This window comes from Streptomyces sp. NPDC046203, assembly GCF_040646255.1.
In the GTDB taxonomy this organism is placed as follows: Bacteria; Actinomycetota; Actinomycetes; order Streptomycetales; family Streptomycetaceae; genus Streptomyces.
The window spans coordinates 1-15,198 of the sequence record NZ_JBEYZX010000056.1; the positions used below are offsets into that span (position 1 = coordinate 1).

The 15,198-nt window shown below is 72.7% G+C and carries 16 protein-coding genes, 1 tRNA gene and 1 pseudogene; 13 read left to right on the plus strand and 5 right to left on the minus strand.

Annotated elements, in window-relative coordinates:
* Positions 1-193 precede the first annotated feature (193 nt).
* The 11 genes and pseudogenes from ABZ990_RS27720 (at position 194) to ABZ990_RS27770 (ending at position 10,611) form a co-directional block, all read left to right on the plus strand.
* Entirely contained in the window at positions 194-472 is a 279-nt protein-coding gene (locus ABZ990_RS27720; protein WP_361237149.1) for a hypothetical protein, read from the plus strand.
* Positions 469-1,437 carry a complex I subunit 1 family protein gene (locus ABZ990_RS27725; RefSeq protein ID WP_361237152.1) on the plus strand — a complete coding sequence of 323 codons (969 nt, stop codon included), beginning with the start codon at positions 469-471 and terminating at the stop codon, positions 1,435-1,437. Before ABZ990_RS27720 ends, ABZ990_RS27725 begins: the two co-directional genes overlap by 4 nt.
* Positions 1,437-2,021 carry an NADH-quinone oxidoreductase subunit I gene (locus ABZ990_RS27730; protein ID WP_361237155.1) on the plus strand — a complete coding sequence of 195 codons (585 nt, stop codon included), beginning with the start codon at positions 1,437-1,439 and terminating at the stop codon, positions 2,019-2,021. Before ABZ990_RS27725 ends, ABZ990_RS27730 begins: the two co-directional genes overlap by 1 nt.
* Complete coding sequence (locus ABZ990_RS27735) at positions 2,018-2,725, plus strand: NADH-quinone oxidoreductase subunit J (protein ID WP_361237158.1); 708 nt, start codon at positions 2,018-2,020, stop codon at positions 2,723-2,725. The genes ABZ990_RS27730 and ABZ990_RS27735 overlap by 4 nt, the downstream gene beginning before the upstream one ends.
* Positions 2,725-3,027 (plus strand): annotated as a pseudogene (gene nuoK / locus ABZ990_RS27740) (NADH-quinone oxidoreductase subunit NuoK); the annotation flags it as partial. The gene ABZ990_RS27735 and the pseudogene nuoK, both read left to right, overlap by 1 nt.
* Before the next feature lie 248 nt (positions 3,028-3,275).
* The gene (locus ABZ990_RS27745) at positions 3,276-5,273 is read left to right on the plus strand and encodes an NADH-quinone oxidoreductase subunit L (protein WP_361237161.1); all 1,998 of its coding nucleotides are present in this window, start codon (positions 3,276-3,278) and stop codon (positions 5,271-5,273) included.
* A gap of 27 nt (positions 5,274-5,300) precedes the next feature.
* Entirely contained in the window at positions 5,301-6,854 is a 1,554-nt protein-coding gene (locus ABZ990_RS27750) for an NADH-quinone oxidoreductase subunit M (RefSeq protein WP_361237252.1), read from the plus strand.
* Positions 6,855-7,006: 152 nt separating this feature from the next.
* Positions 7,007-8,587, plus strand: coding sequence for an NADH-quinone oxidoreductase subunit N (locus ABZ990_RS27755; RefSeq protein ID WP_361237255.1), 1,581 nt, complete (start codon positions 7,007-7,009; stop codon positions 8,585-8,587).
* A gap of 50 nt (positions 8,588-8,637) precedes the next feature.
* The gene (gene mscL, locus ABZ990_RS27760; RefSeq protein WP_361237164.1) at positions 8,638-9,108 is read left to right on the plus strand and encodes a large conductance mechanosensitive channel protein MscL; all 471 of its coding nucleotides are present in this window, start codon (positions 8,638-8,640) and stop codon (positions 9,106-9,108) included.
* A 235-nt stretch (positions 9,109-9,343) separates the two neighbouring features.
* Positions 9,344-10,207 carry a zinc metalloprotease HtpX gene (gene htpX, locus ABZ990_RS27765; RefSeq protein ID WP_361237167.1) on the plus strand — a complete coding sequence of 288 codons (864 nt, stop codon included), beginning with the start codon at positions 9,344-9,346 and terminating at the stop codon, positions 10,205-10,207.
* Positions 10,204-10,611 (plus strand): YccF domain-containing protein, encoded by a 408-nt coding sequence (locus tag ABZ990_RS27770; RefSeq protein WP_361237170.1) that lies wholly within the window; start codon positions 10,204-10,206, stop codon positions 10,609-10,611. The genes htpX and ABZ990_RS27770 overlap by 4 nt, the downstream gene beginning before the upstream one ends.
* Positions 10,612-10,685: 74 nt before the next feature.
* Here ABZ990_RS27770 and ABZ990_RS27775 read toward each other — a convergent pair whose 3' ends face one another.
* On the minus strand, positions 10,686-11,918 hold the full coding sequence (locus tag ABZ990_RS27775) for an amino acid permease (RefSeq protein ID WP_361237173.1): 1,233 nt from the start codon (positions 11,916-11,918) through the stop codon (positions 10,686-10,688).
* A gap of 57 nt (positions 11,919-11,975) precedes the next feature.
* Here ABZ990_RS27775 and ABZ990_RS27780 point away from each other — a divergent pair, with 57 nt between their 5' ends.
* Positions 11,976-12,245 (plus strand): GlsB/YeaQ/YmgE family stress response membrane protein, encoded by a 270-nt coding sequence (locus ABZ990_RS27780; protein WP_361237176.1) that lies wholly within the window; start codon positions 11,976-11,978, stop codon positions 12,243-12,245.
* A 102-nt stretch (positions 12,246-12,347) separates the two neighbouring features.
* On the opposite strand, the gene ABZ990_RS27785 is transcribed toward ABZ990_RS27780, so the two are convergent.
* The 3 genes from ABZ990_RS27785 to ABZ990_RS27795 form a co-directional block, all read right to left on the minus strand.
* Positions 12,348-12,971 (minus strand): alpha-ketoglutarate-dependent dioxygenase AlkB, encoded by a 624-nt coding sequence (locus ABZ990_RS27785; RefSeq protein ID WP_361237179.1) that lies wholly within the window; start codon positions 12,969-12,971, stop codon positions 12,348-12,350.
* Complete coding sequence (locus ABZ990_RS27790; RefSeq protein WP_361237181.1) at positions 12,968-13,486, minus strand: methylated-DNA--[protein]-cysteine S-methyltransferase; 519 nt, start codon at positions 13,484-13,486, stop codon at positions 12,968-12,970. Before ABZ990_RS27790 ends, ABZ990_RS27785 begins: the two co-directional genes overlap by 4 nt.
* Before the next feature lie 178 nt (positions 13,487-13,664).
* Positions 13,665-14,156 carry a YajQ family cyclic di-GMP-binding protein gene (locus ABZ990_RS27795; RefSeq protein WP_361237184.1) on the minus strand — a complete coding sequence of 164 codons (492 nt, stop codon included), beginning with the start codon at positions 14,154-14,156 and terminating at the stop codon, positions 13,665-13,667.
* A gap of 171 nt (positions 14,157-14,327) precedes the next feature.
* Between ABZ990_RS27795 and ABZ990_RS27800 the strand changes: the two genes are divergently transcribed.
* A tRNA-Tyr gene (locus tag ABZ990_RS27800) sits at positions 14,328-14,409 on the plus strand.
* A gap of 131 nt (positions 14,410-14,540) precedes the next feature.
* On the opposite strand, the gene ABZ990_RS27805 is transcribed toward ABZ990_RS27800, so the two are convergent.
* Entirely contained in the window at positions 14,541-15,197 is a 657-nt protein-coding gene (locus ABZ990_RS27805) for an SDR family oxidoreductase (RefSeq protein WP_361237187.1), read from the minus strand.
* Position 15,198 lies beyond the last annotated feature (1 nt).

Genomic DNA, 15,198 nt, shown 5'->3' on the forward strand with positions numbered 1-15,198 from the left:
ACGGAGACCAGGGCACCCATGGTGCCTACGACGCCTACGGCAACCACGGCACGTACGGCGATCAGGGCACCTACGGCAGCCAGGGCACGTACGGCCCGCACCTCGTACCCGCAGCTCGGACGCCCCGTGGCACCACGCACGGCCGGCGTTCGACGACGGCACCGAGGCGGCCAAGGCACCCGAGACACCCGAGGTGCCCAAGGAACCCGAGAAGTCCGCCGACAAGCCCGCCGACAAGCCCGGCGACAAGCCCGCCGACCAGCCCGGCGAGAAGGCCACGGGCCGGGACCCCGAAGCGTCCGGCCGCGAGGCTGACCGCGCCCGGGAAGAGCCGCCCGCCCCGGACCCCGGCACCGCCCCGGACCCTGGCACCGCCCCGGACCCCGGTACCGCCCCGGACCCCGGCGCCACCCCCACCACCGAAACCGAATCCGAACCCACCCCCCACGCCGAAGGAGGCGATTCCGCGTGACCGACGTACTCGACGTCGCCCTCCGCCTGCTCGCCGTCTTCGTCGCGTTCCTCGTCCTGCCGCTCGTCGTCGGACAGACGGAACACAAGGTGATGGCCCATATGCAGGGCCGGCTCGGCCCCATGTACGCGGGCGGGTTCCACGGCTGGGCGCAGCTCGTCGCGGACGGGGTGAAGTTCGCGCAGAAGGAGGACATCGTCCCGGCCGACGCCGACCGGCGGGTCTTCCGGATCGCGCCGGCCGTCGCCCTCCTCCCGTACCTCCTCGTCCTCGTCGCGATCCCGATCGGCCCCGGCGAGGGCGCGGTCGGGCAGGTGGTCGACGCGGGGATCTTCTTCGTGCTCGCCGTCATGGGCGTCGGCGTGCTCGGCAGTCTGATGGCCGGCTGGGCGTCGGCGAACAAGTACTCGCTGCTCGGCGCCGTCCGCAGCGCCGCCCAGCTCCTCGCGTACGAACTGCCCATGCTGCTCGCCGCCGCCTCCGTCGCGATGGCGGCCGGCACCGTCTCGCTGCCCGGCATCCTCGATGCCTTCGCGTGGTGGTGGGTGCCGTGGCAGATCGTGGGCGCGCTGGTCTTCTTCGTCGCCGGGCTCGCGGAGCTCCAGCGCCCGCCGTTCGACATGCCCGTCGCCGACTCGGAGATCATCTTCGGCGCGTACACCGAGTACACCGGTCTGCGGTTCGCGCTGTTCCTGCTCGCCGAGTACGCCGGCATCGTCGTGCTGTGCGGGCTGACCACCGTCCTCTTCCTCGGCGGCTGGCACGGCCCGTTCGGCGCCGACGGTCTCGGCTGGCTCTGGACCCTGCTCAAGACCGCCGTCCTGGCGTTCGTCGTGATCTGGCTGCGGGTCTCGTATCCCCGGCTGCGCGAGGACCAGCTCCAGAAGTTCGCCTGGACGACCCTCGTCCCGCTCGCGCTCGCGCAGATCGCGCTCACCGGCATCGTGAAGGTGGCGATCAGCTGATGGCACCCCCGTTCGGATCCGGCCTGGCCAAGGGCCTCGCCGTCACCCTGCGCACGATGACGCGCCGGAACATCACCCTGCGGTACCCGGACGCGCAGCCCGAGCTGCCGCCCCGCACGCGCGGGGTGATCGCGCTGTTCGAGGAGAACTGCACGGTCTGCATGCTGTGCGCCCGCGAGTGCCCCGACTGGTGCATCTACATCGACTCCCACAAGGAGACCGTGCCGGCCGCCGCCCCCGGCGGGCGCGAGCGCAGCCGCAACGTCCTCGACCGCTTCGCGATCGACTTCTCGCTCTGCATGTACTGCGGTATCTGCGTCGAGGTGTGCCCGTTCGACGCGCTGTTCTGGTCGCCCGAGTTCGAGTACGCGGAGACCGACATCCAGGAGCTGACGCACGAGCGCGACAAGCTGCGCGAGTGGATGTGGACGGTTCCGGAACCGCCCGCGCTCGACCCGTGCGCGGAGGAGCCGAAGGAGATCGCCGCCGCGCGCAAGGCCGCCGAGAAGACAGCCCAGGCCCAGGCGGCCCAAGCCGCGGCCGAAGCCGCCGAGGCAGAGCAGCGCGGGGAGGACGGACAGTGATCCTCGCCCCTCTCACCCCCCTCACCCCTCTCGCCCAGGCCGCCCACGCCGCCCAGACGGCGGCCGAGGCCGCCCCGGCCACCCGCGGCTTCCTCTCGCCCACCGGCGTCGAGGTCGTCTTCCTCCTCGTCGGCCTCGCCACCCTCGGCGCGGCCCTCGTCACCGTCACCACCAAGCAGCTCGTGCACGCCGCGCTCTGGCTGGTCGTGGCGCTCGGCGGGCTCGCCGTCGAGTACCTGCTGCTGACCGCCGAGTTCATCGCCTGGGTGCAGGTGCTGATCTACGTGGGCTCGGTCGTCGTCCTCCTCCTCTTCGGGCTCATGCTCACCCGGGCCCCCATCGGCCGCTCCCCGGACGCCGACTCGGGCAACCGGCCGGTGGCCCTCGCCGTGGCGATCGCCGCCGCGGCGGCGCTGGTGTGGGTGGTCGTGGACGCGTTCCGTACGACGTGGATCGGCCTCGGCGGACCCGCGCAGGGCTCCACCGAGGTGACGGGCCGGTTCCTCTTCCGGAACTGGGTGCTGCCCTTCGAGGCCCTGTCCGTCCTGCTGCTCGCCGCCCTCGTCGGGGCGATCGTCCTGTCCCGGAAGAAGTCCCCGGAGGACGGCGACGACGGTGACGACGAAGGCGACGACCCAGCCGGCGGCGCCGGCCGCGAAGCCCTCGCGGACCCGGCTGCGAACCCGGCCGAGGAGACCCACTGATGCATCTCGTCTACCCGGCCGTCCTCGCCGCCCTCCTCTTCTGCGTCGGCCTGTACGGCGTCCTCGCCCGCCGCAACGCGATCCTCGTCCTGATGTCCGTCGAGCTGATGCTCAACGCCGTCAACCTCAACCTGGTCGCCTTCGACGTCTGGCTCCGCGACACCCTGCACGCCGGCCAGGCGCTCACCCTCTTCGTCATCGCCATCGCCGCCGCCGAGATCGGCATCGGCCTCGCGATCGTCCTGATGGTCTACCGCAACCGGGGCACCGCGGACGTGGACCGGCTCCGCGACACCGCCGAGCGCCCCGGCCCCGACGACTCCGGCCCCCACGGCCCCGACGGCCCCCGCCCCCACCCCGGCTCCGGCCCCGACGACCCGTGGTCCGACGACCCGTGGTCCGACGACCAGGGACCCGACGAGAAGCCGTCCACCGACGAGAAGCCGTCCACCGGCGGGACGCCGTCCACCGACGAGCAGTCGTCCACCAGCGGCAAGCCGTCCACCGACACCACCAAGCCGTCCACCGGCGAGAAGGCCGAGGCCACCGCGTGACCACCACGACCCTCGCCGTCCTCGTCCCCCTCCTGCCCTTCCTTGGCGCCGTCGCCGGTCTGCTCCTCGGCCGCACCGCGCCCGGATTCGTCCGCCCCCTCGCCGTGCTCCCGGCCCTCGCCGCCGCCGTGCTCGCCGTCCTGGTCGCCGTACGGCAGGGCGGCGGTACGGCGATCGACGCCGCGACCCGGCTCACCCCGACCGGCTCGGTCCCCATCGACCTGGCCCTGCACATCGACGCCTTCGCCGCGCTCGTCGCCATCCTGGTCGGCGTGGTCGCCACCTGCGTGCAGGTCTACTCGACCGGCTACCTCCGGCACGACCCGCGCTACCCCTCGTACGCCGCGCTCGTCTCCCTCTTCACCTCCGCGATGCTGCTCGTCGTCTACTCCGGCGACCTGATGGTGCTCCTGGTCGGCTGGGAGATCATGGGCATCTGCTCGTACTTCCTCGTCGGGCACTACTGGGAGACCCCCGAGGCCCGCGCGGCCTCCCTCAAGGCATTCCTGGTCACCAAGCTCGGCGACGTGCCGTTCCTGATCGGCCTGTTCGCGCTCGCCGCCGACGCGGGCACCTTCCGGATCACCGGGGTGCTCGGCGCCGTCGCGAGCGGCGGTCTCGACCACCCCACCCTCGTGGCGCTGCTGCTCCTCGCGGGGGTCGCGGGCAAGTCCGCGCAGTTCCCGCTGCACACCTGGCTGCCCGACGCGATGGCCGGCCCCACCCCCGTCTCCGCGCTCATCCACGCCGCCACCATGGTGGCGGCCGGTATCTACTTCACCGCCCGGCTGCTGCCTGTCTTCGCCGCCTCCGCCGCCGCGCTGACCGTGCTCGCCGTGATGGCCGCGCTCACCATGACGGGCTCGGCGCTCGCCGCGCTCGCTCAGGACGACATCAAGCGGGTGCTCGCCTACTCGACGATCGGGCAGCTCGGCTACATGGCCGGCGCCCTCGCCGTCGGCGACCGCGCCTCCGCTGTCTTCCACCTCCTCACGCACGGCGCCTTCAAGGCGCTGCTGTTCCTCGCCGCCGGTACGGTCATCCACGCCGCCGGCACCAACTCGCTCACCGCCATGTCCCGGATGAGCGGACTGACCCGGCGGGTCCCGGACGCGTACTGGACGATGAGCATCGGTCTGCTCGCGCTCGCCGCGATCCCGCCGTTCGCCGGCTTCTTCTCCAAGGAAGCCGTCCTCGTCGCCGCCGAGCACACCGCCACCGCCCAGGCCGGGGAGGCGACCGCCGCCCCCGCCGCGGCCGGCTGGATCGTGCTCGTCGCCGGTCTCCTGACGGCCCTGCTCACCGCCGCGTACGCGACCCGGCTGTGGCTCCTCGCCTTCCGCGGCCGGGGCGCCGAGGCGCCCGACCACGGACGCCAGCCGGTCGCCATGACCACCGTGCTGTGGGTGCTCGCCGTCCCCTCCCTCGCGCTCGGGCTCGCCGCGCCCGCCCTCGGCGACTGGTTCGGCGGCCACGCGCTGACCCCGACCGTCACCACGGCCGTGCTCGGCACCGGCCTCGCCGTCGTCGGCGGCGCCGTCACCTACGCGGTCTGGCACACGCTCGTCGCCAAGGCGGCGGCCCGCCCCGTCCGGATCGCCCCGCACGTCGCCCACCCCGGCGCCGAGGCGGGCCAGGTCGAGGCGGAGGCGCTGGACCTGCCGCACCCGGCCCCCGACCACGACCCGGACCCCGGCCGCGCCCTGCTCGGCCCGCTGCACCGGCCCGCCGCCGAGGGCTTCCGCCTGGACGCGGCCTACCGGACCCTGTTCGTCCGCCCCGTGCTCGCCGCCGCGTCCCTGGTCCGCTTCCTGGACCGGGAGGTCGTCGACACGTACGTACGCGGCGCGGGCAGCGGAGCCAAGGGCCTCGGCCGGCTCGTCCGCCGGGCCCAGACCGGCAATGTGCAGACCTACCTCGGCGCTCTGCTCGCCGGCTCCGTCGTCCTGGCGGTCGTCGCCGTCGCCCTCGCCAACGCCGCCGCCGGAGCGTGACCCGTGATCGATATCAGCGAATCCGTGATGCAGTTCCTTCTGGCGTTGATCGTCGCCGGCCCGCTCCTCGGCGCCGCCGCCGCGCTCCTGCCGGCCCCGCCCGGACTGAAGGGCAGCTCACCCGAGCAGGCCGTGCTCCGCCACGGCGTCACCGTCACCGGCGTGATCCTGCTGGCCGCGATCGTCCTCGCCCTCGGCTTCGACCACGCCCACCCCCAGGCGATGCAGGCCACCACCGACATCACCTGGATCAAGGCACTCGACGTGCGGATCCACCTCGGCGTCGACGGCATTTCCCTCCCCCTCCTGCTCCTGACCGCGCTGCTGACCTTCCTCTGCGCGCTCTACTCCTATTTCAAGCCCCCGGCCGGCCCGTCCCCCCGGGCCTTCGTCGCCCTGCTCCTGCTCTTGGAGACCGGCACCCTGGCGACCTTCGCCGTACTCGATCTCGTGCTGTTCTTCCTGGCCTTCGAGACGGTCCTCGTCCCGATGTACTTCCTCATCGCCCGCTGGGGCGGCGCGGACCGCCAGGCCGCCGCCCTGAAATTCATCCTCTACACGGTGCTCGGCTCCGTGATCATGCTGCTCGGCCTGCTCCTCGTCGGTCTGAAGGCGGGCACGTTCGACATGGTGGCACTCGCCACTGACAACGGCCGGTCGCTGACCACGTCCGTGCAGGTCATCGCCGTTCTCGCGATCGGTCTCGGGCTCGCCGTGAAGACTCCGATGTGGCCGCTGCACAGCTGGCTCCCGGACGCCCACACCGCTGCCCCGACCGTCGGCTCCGTCCTCCTCGCCGGTGTGCTCCTGAAGATGGGCACGTACGGGTTCGTCCGCATCGCGCTGCCGATCGCCCCCGAGGGCATGCACACCTTCGCCCCGTACCTCGCCGCCTTCGCGGTCGCGGGCATCGTCTACGGATCCCTCGCCTGCCTCGCCCTCGCGCGGCCCGGCAACAAGGGCGACCTGAAGCGCCTCATCGCGTACAGCTCCGTCGGCCACATGGGCTTCGTCCTGCTCGGCATCGCCACCCTGACCCCCACCGGCGTCAACGGCGCGCTGTTCGCGAACATCGCCCACGGCCTCATCACCGGCCTGCTGTTCTTCCTCGCCGGGGCCGTCAAGGACCGCTATGGCACCGCCGACCTCGACACCCTCGCCGGGGCCACCGGCGCCGCCCTCTACGGCCGCGCCCCGCGCCTCGGCGCGCTCCTCGCGTTCGCCGCCGTCGCCTCCCTCGGACTGCCCGGCCTCGCCGGGTTCTGGGGCGAGATGCTCGCCCTGTTCGGCGCCTTCGACCCGGCCGCCGGACTCAGCCGCCCCGCCTTCCTCACCTGCATGGCGGTCGGCGCCTTCGGCACCCTGCTCACCGCGGCCTACCTCCTCCTCGTCGTGCGCCGCGTCTGCATGGGCGGCCCGCGCCCCGCCGGGGAGCGCGCGCTCGCCGACGTCCAGGGGTACGAGTTCGCGGCCTGGACCCCGCTCGCCGCCCTCACCGTCCTCGCCGGACTGTGGCCCGCCGTCCTCCTCGGCCTCACCGACCCGGCCGTCCAGCAGCTCCTCGCGGGAGGAAAGCAGTGATCCCCGACGTGACGACGACCACCGCCGTGATCACCGACGTGACCACCGTCCTGGCGACGGGGCCCGGCGCGGCTTCCGGAGCGGTGCCGGGCGCCCTGCCCGGAGCCGTCTCCGGTACGGCCTCCGGCGCGCTCTCCGAGGCGATCACCGGTCTGGCCGCGGGGCCCGCCGGCAGCGCCGTCACGGCCGTCGCCGCCGCCCCGGCCACCCCCAGCCTCGTCCAGAGCGTGGACTGGGCGGCCATCGCGCCGCCCCTGCTCACCGCCGTCGTCGCCGTCGCGATCCTGGTCGCCGACCTGTTCCTCCCGGCGGCCCGCAAGCACCTCCTCGGCTGGACCGCGACCGCCGGTCTCGCCGCCGCGCTCGCGCTGCTGCTGCCGCTGCGCGCCGGCGACCACCGGACCTTCTGCCTCACCGACGCCGCCGCGCGGGCCGCCGGCACGCACGCGCCCGCGTGCAGCTACACCGCCGACACCTTCACCCTGGTCATCCAGTTCCTGGTGCTCGCCGGAGCCCTTGTCACCGCGCTGCTCTCGCACGCCGACACCCGCCGGAAGCTGCCGGCCGGCGAGTACTGGTTCCTGCTGCTCTCGTCCGCCGCCGGCGCGGCCCTGCTGCCCGCCGCCCGCGACCTGGCCACCCTCGTCGTCGCCCTGGAAGTGGCCTCGCTGCCCGCCTTCGCGCTCGTCGGCATGCGTCGCGGCGACCGGATGTCCAGCGAGTCCGCGCTGAAGTTCTTCCTGTCGTCCGTCACCGCCACCGCCGTCACCCTGCTCGGCGCGAGCTTCGTCTACGCGGCCACCGGCACGCTCCATCTCACCGAGATCGCCCAGCGCCTCGACGACGTCCCCGGCCAGCTGCACACCCTCGCCCAGGCCGGTGTCGTCCTCACCCTCGTCGGCTTCGCCTTCAAGACGGCCGCCGTCCCCTTCCACTTCTGGGTCCCCGACACCTATGTCGGCGCCCCACTGCCCGTGGCCGGCTACCTCTCCGTCGTCGGCAAGGCCGTCGGCTTCACCGGCATCATCCTGGTGACCGTCGTGGCGTTCCCCACGTACGCGCACGTCTGGGGCCCCGCGCTCGCCGTCCTCGCCGCGCTCACCATGACCGTCGGCAACGTCGCCGCCCTGCGCCAGAACCCCACGCGCGCGTGGAGCGCGGTCCGGCTGCTCGCCTGGTCCTCGGTCGGGCAGGCCGGCTACCTCCTGGTGCCGATCGCAGCCGCCGCGTACTCCAGCGACGACCAGATCGGCGCGACCGTGGCATATGCCTTGATGTACGCCGCCGTGAACCTCGGCGCCTTCGCCGTCGCCGTCCTGGTCGGCCGTACCCACCCGAAGAACCGGATCACCGACTACCGGGGCCTCTTCGCGACCCGCCCCGCCGCCGCCCTCGCGCTCGGTTTCTTTCTTCTCAACCTGGCCGGGCTGCCCCCGGGTATCATCGGTCTCTTCGCCAAGGTGACCGTCTTCTCGGCGGCCGTCGACGCCGGCCTCGGCTGGCTGGCCGTGATCATGGGCGTCAACGTCGTGATCGCCCTCGCCTACTACCTTCGGTGGACCGCGCTGCTCTTCCGCACCCCGGAAGGCGCCCCGCGGCCCGCCTCCGTGGTGGCGCCGCGCCGGGTCCCCACCCCGGTCACCCTGGCCCTCGCGCTGACCGCCGTCGCGGGCGTCGCGCTGTCGGGATACCCGCAGCTCGCCCTCCGCTACGCGGCGAACACCCTGTTCTGACCCTCCCCCCTCTGTCCCCCCACGCACTTCATCTCTAGGAGCGCACCACCGTGCTGACCGGCTTCAAGGACTTCATCCTCCGCGGCAACGTCGTCTCGATGGCGATCGGTCTGGCCGTCGGATCGGCGTTCACCGCCGTCGTCACCGGCTTCAGCAAGGCGTTCATCACCCCGCTCATCGGTCTCGCCACCGGCTCCGTCGGAGACTTCAGCGAGGCCAGCTTCACCCTCGGCAAGACCGTCTTCCCCTACGGTCTGGCCATCGCCGCGACCATCGCCTTCGTCGTCACCGCCGCCGTCCTCTACTTCCTCTTCGTCGTCCCCATGGCGAAGATCCAGGAGAAGTTCGCCAAGGAGGAGGCGGCCGACCCGAAGGCGGAGAAGCGCGACTGCCCGCGCTGCTTCGCCGAGATCCCGGCCATCGCCTCCCGCTGCGCCCACTGCACGAGCGAGGTCGAGCCGGTCGCCGCCGCCCTGCGGAAGGCGGGCCTGGAGAAGACCCCGGTCCCGGCGGCCCGCTGACCCCCGCCCGTACCCGTACCCCCGCCCGTATCCGTACGGGACCCGGCGCCCCCTGCCCGCAGGGGGCGCCGCTTTTCGTACGCCCCGCCCCTCTCACCCGTACGGACCGCACGGCGCCCCGCGCGCGCCGGGGAACCCGGGGTCTCCGCCTGGCGTTGACCAGGAGAGAAGGGTCCACTGGAGGGTGGATCCGCAGAACAAGGGTTCCCCTGCCGCACCATTTGGAGGGCGTACCGTGCACCGCCGGCACAACGGGCTGAGGACCGCGGTCCTCCTCGGAGGGCTCTCCGCCCTCATCATCCTCATCGGCAGCTTCTTCGGGCGTACGGGACTGATCGTCGCCCTTGTCGTCGCCCTCGGGACCAACGCCTACGCGTACTGGAACAGCGACAAGCTGGCCCTGCGCGCGATGCGCGCCCGCCCCGTGAGCGAGTTCGAGGCCCCCGCGCTCTACCGGATGGTCCGCGAGCTCTCCACCCAGGCACGCCAGCCCATGCCCCGGCTCTACATCTCGCCCACCCAGGCACCCAACGCCTTCGCCACCGGCCGCAACCCGCGCAACGCGGCCGTGTGCTGCACCGAGGGCATCCTCGCCATCCTCGACGAGCGCGAGCTGCGCGGCGTCATCGGCCACGAGCTGAGCCATGTCTACAACCGGGACATCCTCATCTCCTCGGTCGCGGGCGCGCTCGCCTCCGTGATCATGTTCCTGGTCAACTTCGCCTGGCTGATCCCGATCGGCCGCTCCAGCGACGACGAGGGCCCCGGGCTGCTCGGCATGCTGATGATCATGCTCCTCGGCCCGATCGCCGCGTCCGTCATCCAGCTCGCCATCTCCCGCTCCCGGGAGTACGAGGCGGACGCCTCCGGCGCCCATCTCACCGGCGACCCGCTCGCCCTCGCCAGCGCCCTGCGCAAGCTCGACGCGGGCACCAAGCAGCTGCCGCTGCCGCCCGAGCCGAGGATCGAGACGGCGAGCCACATGATGATCGCCAACCCCTTCCGTCCGGGACAGGGATTGTCGAAGATGTTCTCCACCCACCCGCCGATGGCCGAGCGCATCGCCCGGCTCGAACAGATGGCAGGTCGACGCCCGTGAAAACGATCCTGAACATTATCTGGCTGATCCTGTGTGGATTCTGGATGTTCCTCGGCTACGTACTGGCCGGGCTCCTGCTCTGCATCACGATCATCGGCATCCCCTTCGGCCTTGCCTCCTTCCGCATCGGCGTCTACGCCCTGTGGCCCTTCGGCCGCATGGTCGTCGACCGCCGCGACGCGGGCGCGCCGTCCTTCATCGGCAACGTGCTGTGGGTGATCCTCGCCGGCTGGTGGCTGGCCCTCGGCCACATCACCACCGGCATCGCGCTGTGCCTGACGATCATCGGCATCCCGCTGGGCCTCGCGAACTTCAAGATGATCCCGGTCTCGCTGCTGCCGCTGGGCAAGGAGATCGTCCCCACCGACCAGTTCCTCGGCGGCTACAGCCACACGGCCCGCTAGCGGATCGGCTGCCCGGCGGATCCTGGCCGCGGCCGAGCCCTGCCCGGCCGCCTCCCAGGAGTCCGAAGAAGGTCTCAGAGCCGGGGAGACGCGGCGCGTCCCCGCCTGACCGCGTACGCCACCACGCCGACCGCCAGCACCCCGAGGCCCGCGAGGACCGAGCCCGGCGGCAGGGCGAAGGCGAGGGCCGCGCAGCCGGTGAGGCCGAGGACGGCGAGCGGCCGGTCGCGGCGGTCCAGGGTCCAGACGGAGGCGTTGGCGATGCCGTAGTAGACGAGGACGCCGAACGACGAGAAGCCGATCGCGCCCCGTACGTCCACCGTCGCCGCGAGCACGGCCACGACCGCGCCGACGGCGAGTTCCGCCTGGTGCGGGACCCGGAAACGGGGGTGGACGGCGGCCAGCCGGGCCGGCATATGCCCGTCCCGGGCCATGGCGAGCGTCGTCCGCGAGACCCCGAGGAGCAGCGACAGCAGCGACCCGAGGGCTCCGGCCGCCGCGCCGAGGGTGACGAACGGGACCAGCCAGGACGCTCCCGCCGCGCGCGCCGCGTCCGCGAGCGGAGCGCCGGAGCCGGCCAGGGCGTCCGGCCCGAGGACGGCGAGCACGGTCACGGCGACCGCCGCGTACACGAGAAGGGTGAGGCCGAGCGCGATCGGCACCGCCCGCGGAATGGTCCGCTCCGGGTCGCGGACCTCCTCGCCGAGCGTCGCGATCCGCGCGTACCCGGCGAACGCGAAGAACAGCAGCCCGGCCGCCTGGAGCACCCCGCCCGCCGGAAGGTCGTCGGCGAGCGCGAGCCGTTCCACCCGCCCCGCCCCGGCGGCGGCCACCACGACGGCGGCCAGGACGGCGAGCACCACCGCCACGATCACCCGCGTCAGCCACGCCGACTTCCGCACCCCGCGGTAGTTGGCGGCGGTCAGCGCCACGACCGCCGCCACGGCCACCTCGCGCGAGTGCGCCGGCCAGGCATATGCCCCGACGGTCAGGGCCATCGCCGCGCAGGACGCCGTCTTCCCGACGACGAAGGCCCAGCCCGCCAGATAGCCCCAGAAGGGGCCGAGACGTTCGCGCCCGTACACATAGGTGCCGCCCGAGGACGGGTAGCGGGCCGCGAGCCGGGCCGAGGCCGTCGCGTTGCAGTACGCCACCACGGCGGCGACCCCGAGCGCCGGGAGCAGCCCCGGGCCGGCCGCGCCGGCGGCGGGGGCGAGCGCCACGAAGATCCCGGCGCCGAGCATCGAGCCGAGCCCGATGACGACGGCGTCGAACACCCCGAGGGTGCGGCGCAGCTCCTGTGTCATGTGCCGAACACTATTCCCGGGGCAACCGTCCCAGCACTTGAGGGCGTCTTCCCCGGCATGAGCATCATCGGATGGATCGTCCTCGGCCTGCTGGCCGGCCTCATCGCCAAGATCCTGCTCCCGGGCCGCGACCCGGGCGGCGTTCTCGGCACGACCCTGATCGGCATCATCGGCGCGTTCCTCGGCGGCTGGATCTCGTCCCGCTTCCTGGACCGCCCGATCGACCGCGACTTCTTCGACACCGCCACCTGGCTGTCGGCGATCGGCGGCTCCCTGGTGCTGCTGATCGGCTACCGGCTCCTGTTCGGCAACTCGCGCGAACGCTGAGCCCCGGACCGGTCGCGGCCCCGACCCGGACCCGGACCCGGACCCGGACCCCGACCCCGACACCGACCCTGACGGTCGGGACCGGGAGCCGGGAGCCGGGGATCAGAGCCCGGTCTCCCGCAGAGTGATGTTGAGCCGCCCGCGCAGCCCGAGCGCGGGCTCGGCCGTCCCCGGGTACACCTTCGGCACCCCGTGGAACGCGAACCGCGACGGCCCGCCGAACACGAACAGGTCCCCGGACGCCAGCTCCACATCCGTCCACGGCCGCCCCCGCCCCTCGGTGTTCCCGAGCCGGAACACACAGGTGTCGCCCAGACTCAGCGACACCACCGGAGCGGGCGAACGCTCCTCCTTGTCCTGGTGCATGCCCATGCGCGCGCCGTCGCCGTAGAAGTTGACGAGCCCGGTGTCCGGGGTGAAACCGCGATGTGCGCCGTACGCCTCCACCACCGCCTCCCGCCCCAACGCGACCAGCCAGTCCGGCAGTTCGAGGTCCACGCCGTCCAGATAGCGGTACGGCACCCAGCGCCGCCCGAGATGCAGCGAGCGCACCGACATCACCCCGCCACCCGGCAGGGCCGTCGACGCGTACGCCACCGGCCCGCGCCCGAACTCCCGGCATGCCTCGACCAGTTCACGCTGCCGATCCAGCGGCAGCCACCCGGGTACGTGCACCGCCCCGGGTGCGGGCTCGCTCCGCTCTCGCGGAAACAGCCCTTCGGTCACGGCTGTTGCTCCCCGGCCCCGCTCTCCAGGTCCAGCAGGGCCCGCTTGCGGTCGAGTCCGGCGGCGTACCCCCGCAGACTCCCGTCCGCGCCGATCACCCGGTGGCACGGCCGCACCACGAGCAGCGGATTGCGCCCGATCGCGGTACCCACCGCCCGTACGCCCGCGCCGGACGAACCGACCTGGGCCGCGATCTCGCCGTACGAGACGGTCGTCCCGTAGGGGATCTCCTCCAGGGCCCGCCACACCCGCCGCTGGAACTCCGTCCCGGACTCCTCGTAAGGGATGTCGAACCCGGCCCGCCGCCCGTCGAAGTACGCCCCGAGCTGCCCGGCGATCTCCTCGAACGCCGCGTCCTCGCGGACCCACCCCTCCTCTACCGCCACGCCGCCCTTCTGCCCCTCCAGCGACAGCGAGCGCAGTACGACCCGTCCCTCGTCGCCGATCCGCCCCACCAGGAGCATCGCGCCGAGCGGTCCGTCGATACGGCTGTAGACCATCGCGTTCGTTCTCATGCCCCCAGTGTGCGACCCCGCCCCCACCCCCGGCTGGCGCTTTTCGGACACCACCCTGACGGGGCGGGGCGGCCGGAAGGCGGGGGAGCCGGGAGTGGGGGCGGGGTCGCGGGAGGGTGCGGCGGCCGGCGGGAAGAGCCGGCGCGGCAGCCGGTGCGGCGGAGCCGGAGCGGCAGGGTCAGCGGTAGTTCACGAACTGGAGGGCGAAGTCGAAGTCCTTGCCCTTCAGGAGCGCGATGATGGCCTGGAGGTCGTCCCGGCTCTTCGAGCTGACGCGCAGTTCGTCGCCCTGCACCTGTGCCTTGACGCCCTTCGGGCCCTCGTCACGGATGATCTTGGCGACCTTCTTGGCGTTCTCCTGGGAGATGCCCTCCTGGATGGAGGCGAAGAGCTTGTACTCCTTGCCGGAGAGCTGCGGCTCGCCCTCCACGTCCAGCGACTTCAGCGAGATGCCCCGCTTGATCAGCTTGGACTCGAGGACGTCGAGGATCGCCTTGACCCGCTCCTCGCCGCTCGCCTGCATCAGGATCTTCTCGCCCGACCAGGAGATCGAGGCGCCGGTGCCCTTGAAGTCGTAGCGCTGCGAGAGCTCCTTCGCGGCCTGGTTGAGGGCGTTGTCGACCTCCTGCCGCTCGACCTTGGAGACGATGTCGAAACTGGAGTCGGCCATGAGGTGAGGCTCCTTGCTCGGATGTGATCGGGTACGGCGCAAAGCGTAGCCACCCGGCCGCCACCAACCTGTGATCAATCCAGTGGTGGAGCACCCCGTGGGATCGGGTATTGTTTACCTCGTTGCCGGGGAGCGCAGCCGAAAAGCGGCTCCGAGGTGACGAAATCCCATGGCGGTGTGCCCGAGTGGCCAATGGGAACGGACTGTAAATCCGTCGGCTTAGCCTACCCAGGTTCGAATCCTGGCGCCGCCACGCGATGCAGAAGGTCCCCGGTGTTCGCACCGGGGACCTTCTCGCATGTCCGGACCTGCTCGTACGGCCGCGGCGGGCCAGGCCGGTTCGGACGGCCGGCCGGGCCAGGGCCAGGGCCTGTGCCGTGCGGCTCAGTTGCCCGCGATGTCCTTCACCGCGACCGAGACCGGGACCGAGCCCGAGACGAGTTCCAGGGTCAGCCCGGCCGCCCCCGGCGTGTCGAGGAGTTCGGCGAGAACCGCGGCCACGTCGTCGCGGGGCACCGGACCCCGGCCCGCGGCGACCTCCAGCCGGACCAGGCCCGTCCCCGCGTCGTTCGTCAGCATCCCGGGGCGCAGCACCGTCCAGTCCAGGTTCGGCCGGGCCCGTACGGCGTCGTCGGCGGCGCCCTTCGCCCGCAGGTACACGTCGAAGACCTCGTCGCCCTCGTGCCGCGCGTCCGCGCCCATCGAGGAGACGATCACGTAGCGGCGCACTCCCGCCCGTTCGGCCGCGTCCGCGAGGAGGACGGCCGCCGCGCGGTCCACCGTGTCCTTGCGTTCCACGCCGCTGCCCGGGCCCGCGCCCGCCGCGAAGACGGTCGCGTCCGCGCCCTCCAGGGCCGCCGCGACCTCCTCGACGGACGCCGACTCCAAGTCCAGGACGACCGCGCCGACTCCGGCCTTCCGCAGCTCCTCGGCGTGTTCGGGGCGGCGGACGATCCCCACCGGTTCGTGTCCGCCCGCGGCGAGCAACCGCTCCAGCCGCAGGGCGATCTGTCCGTGTCCTCCAGCGATGACTACGCGCATA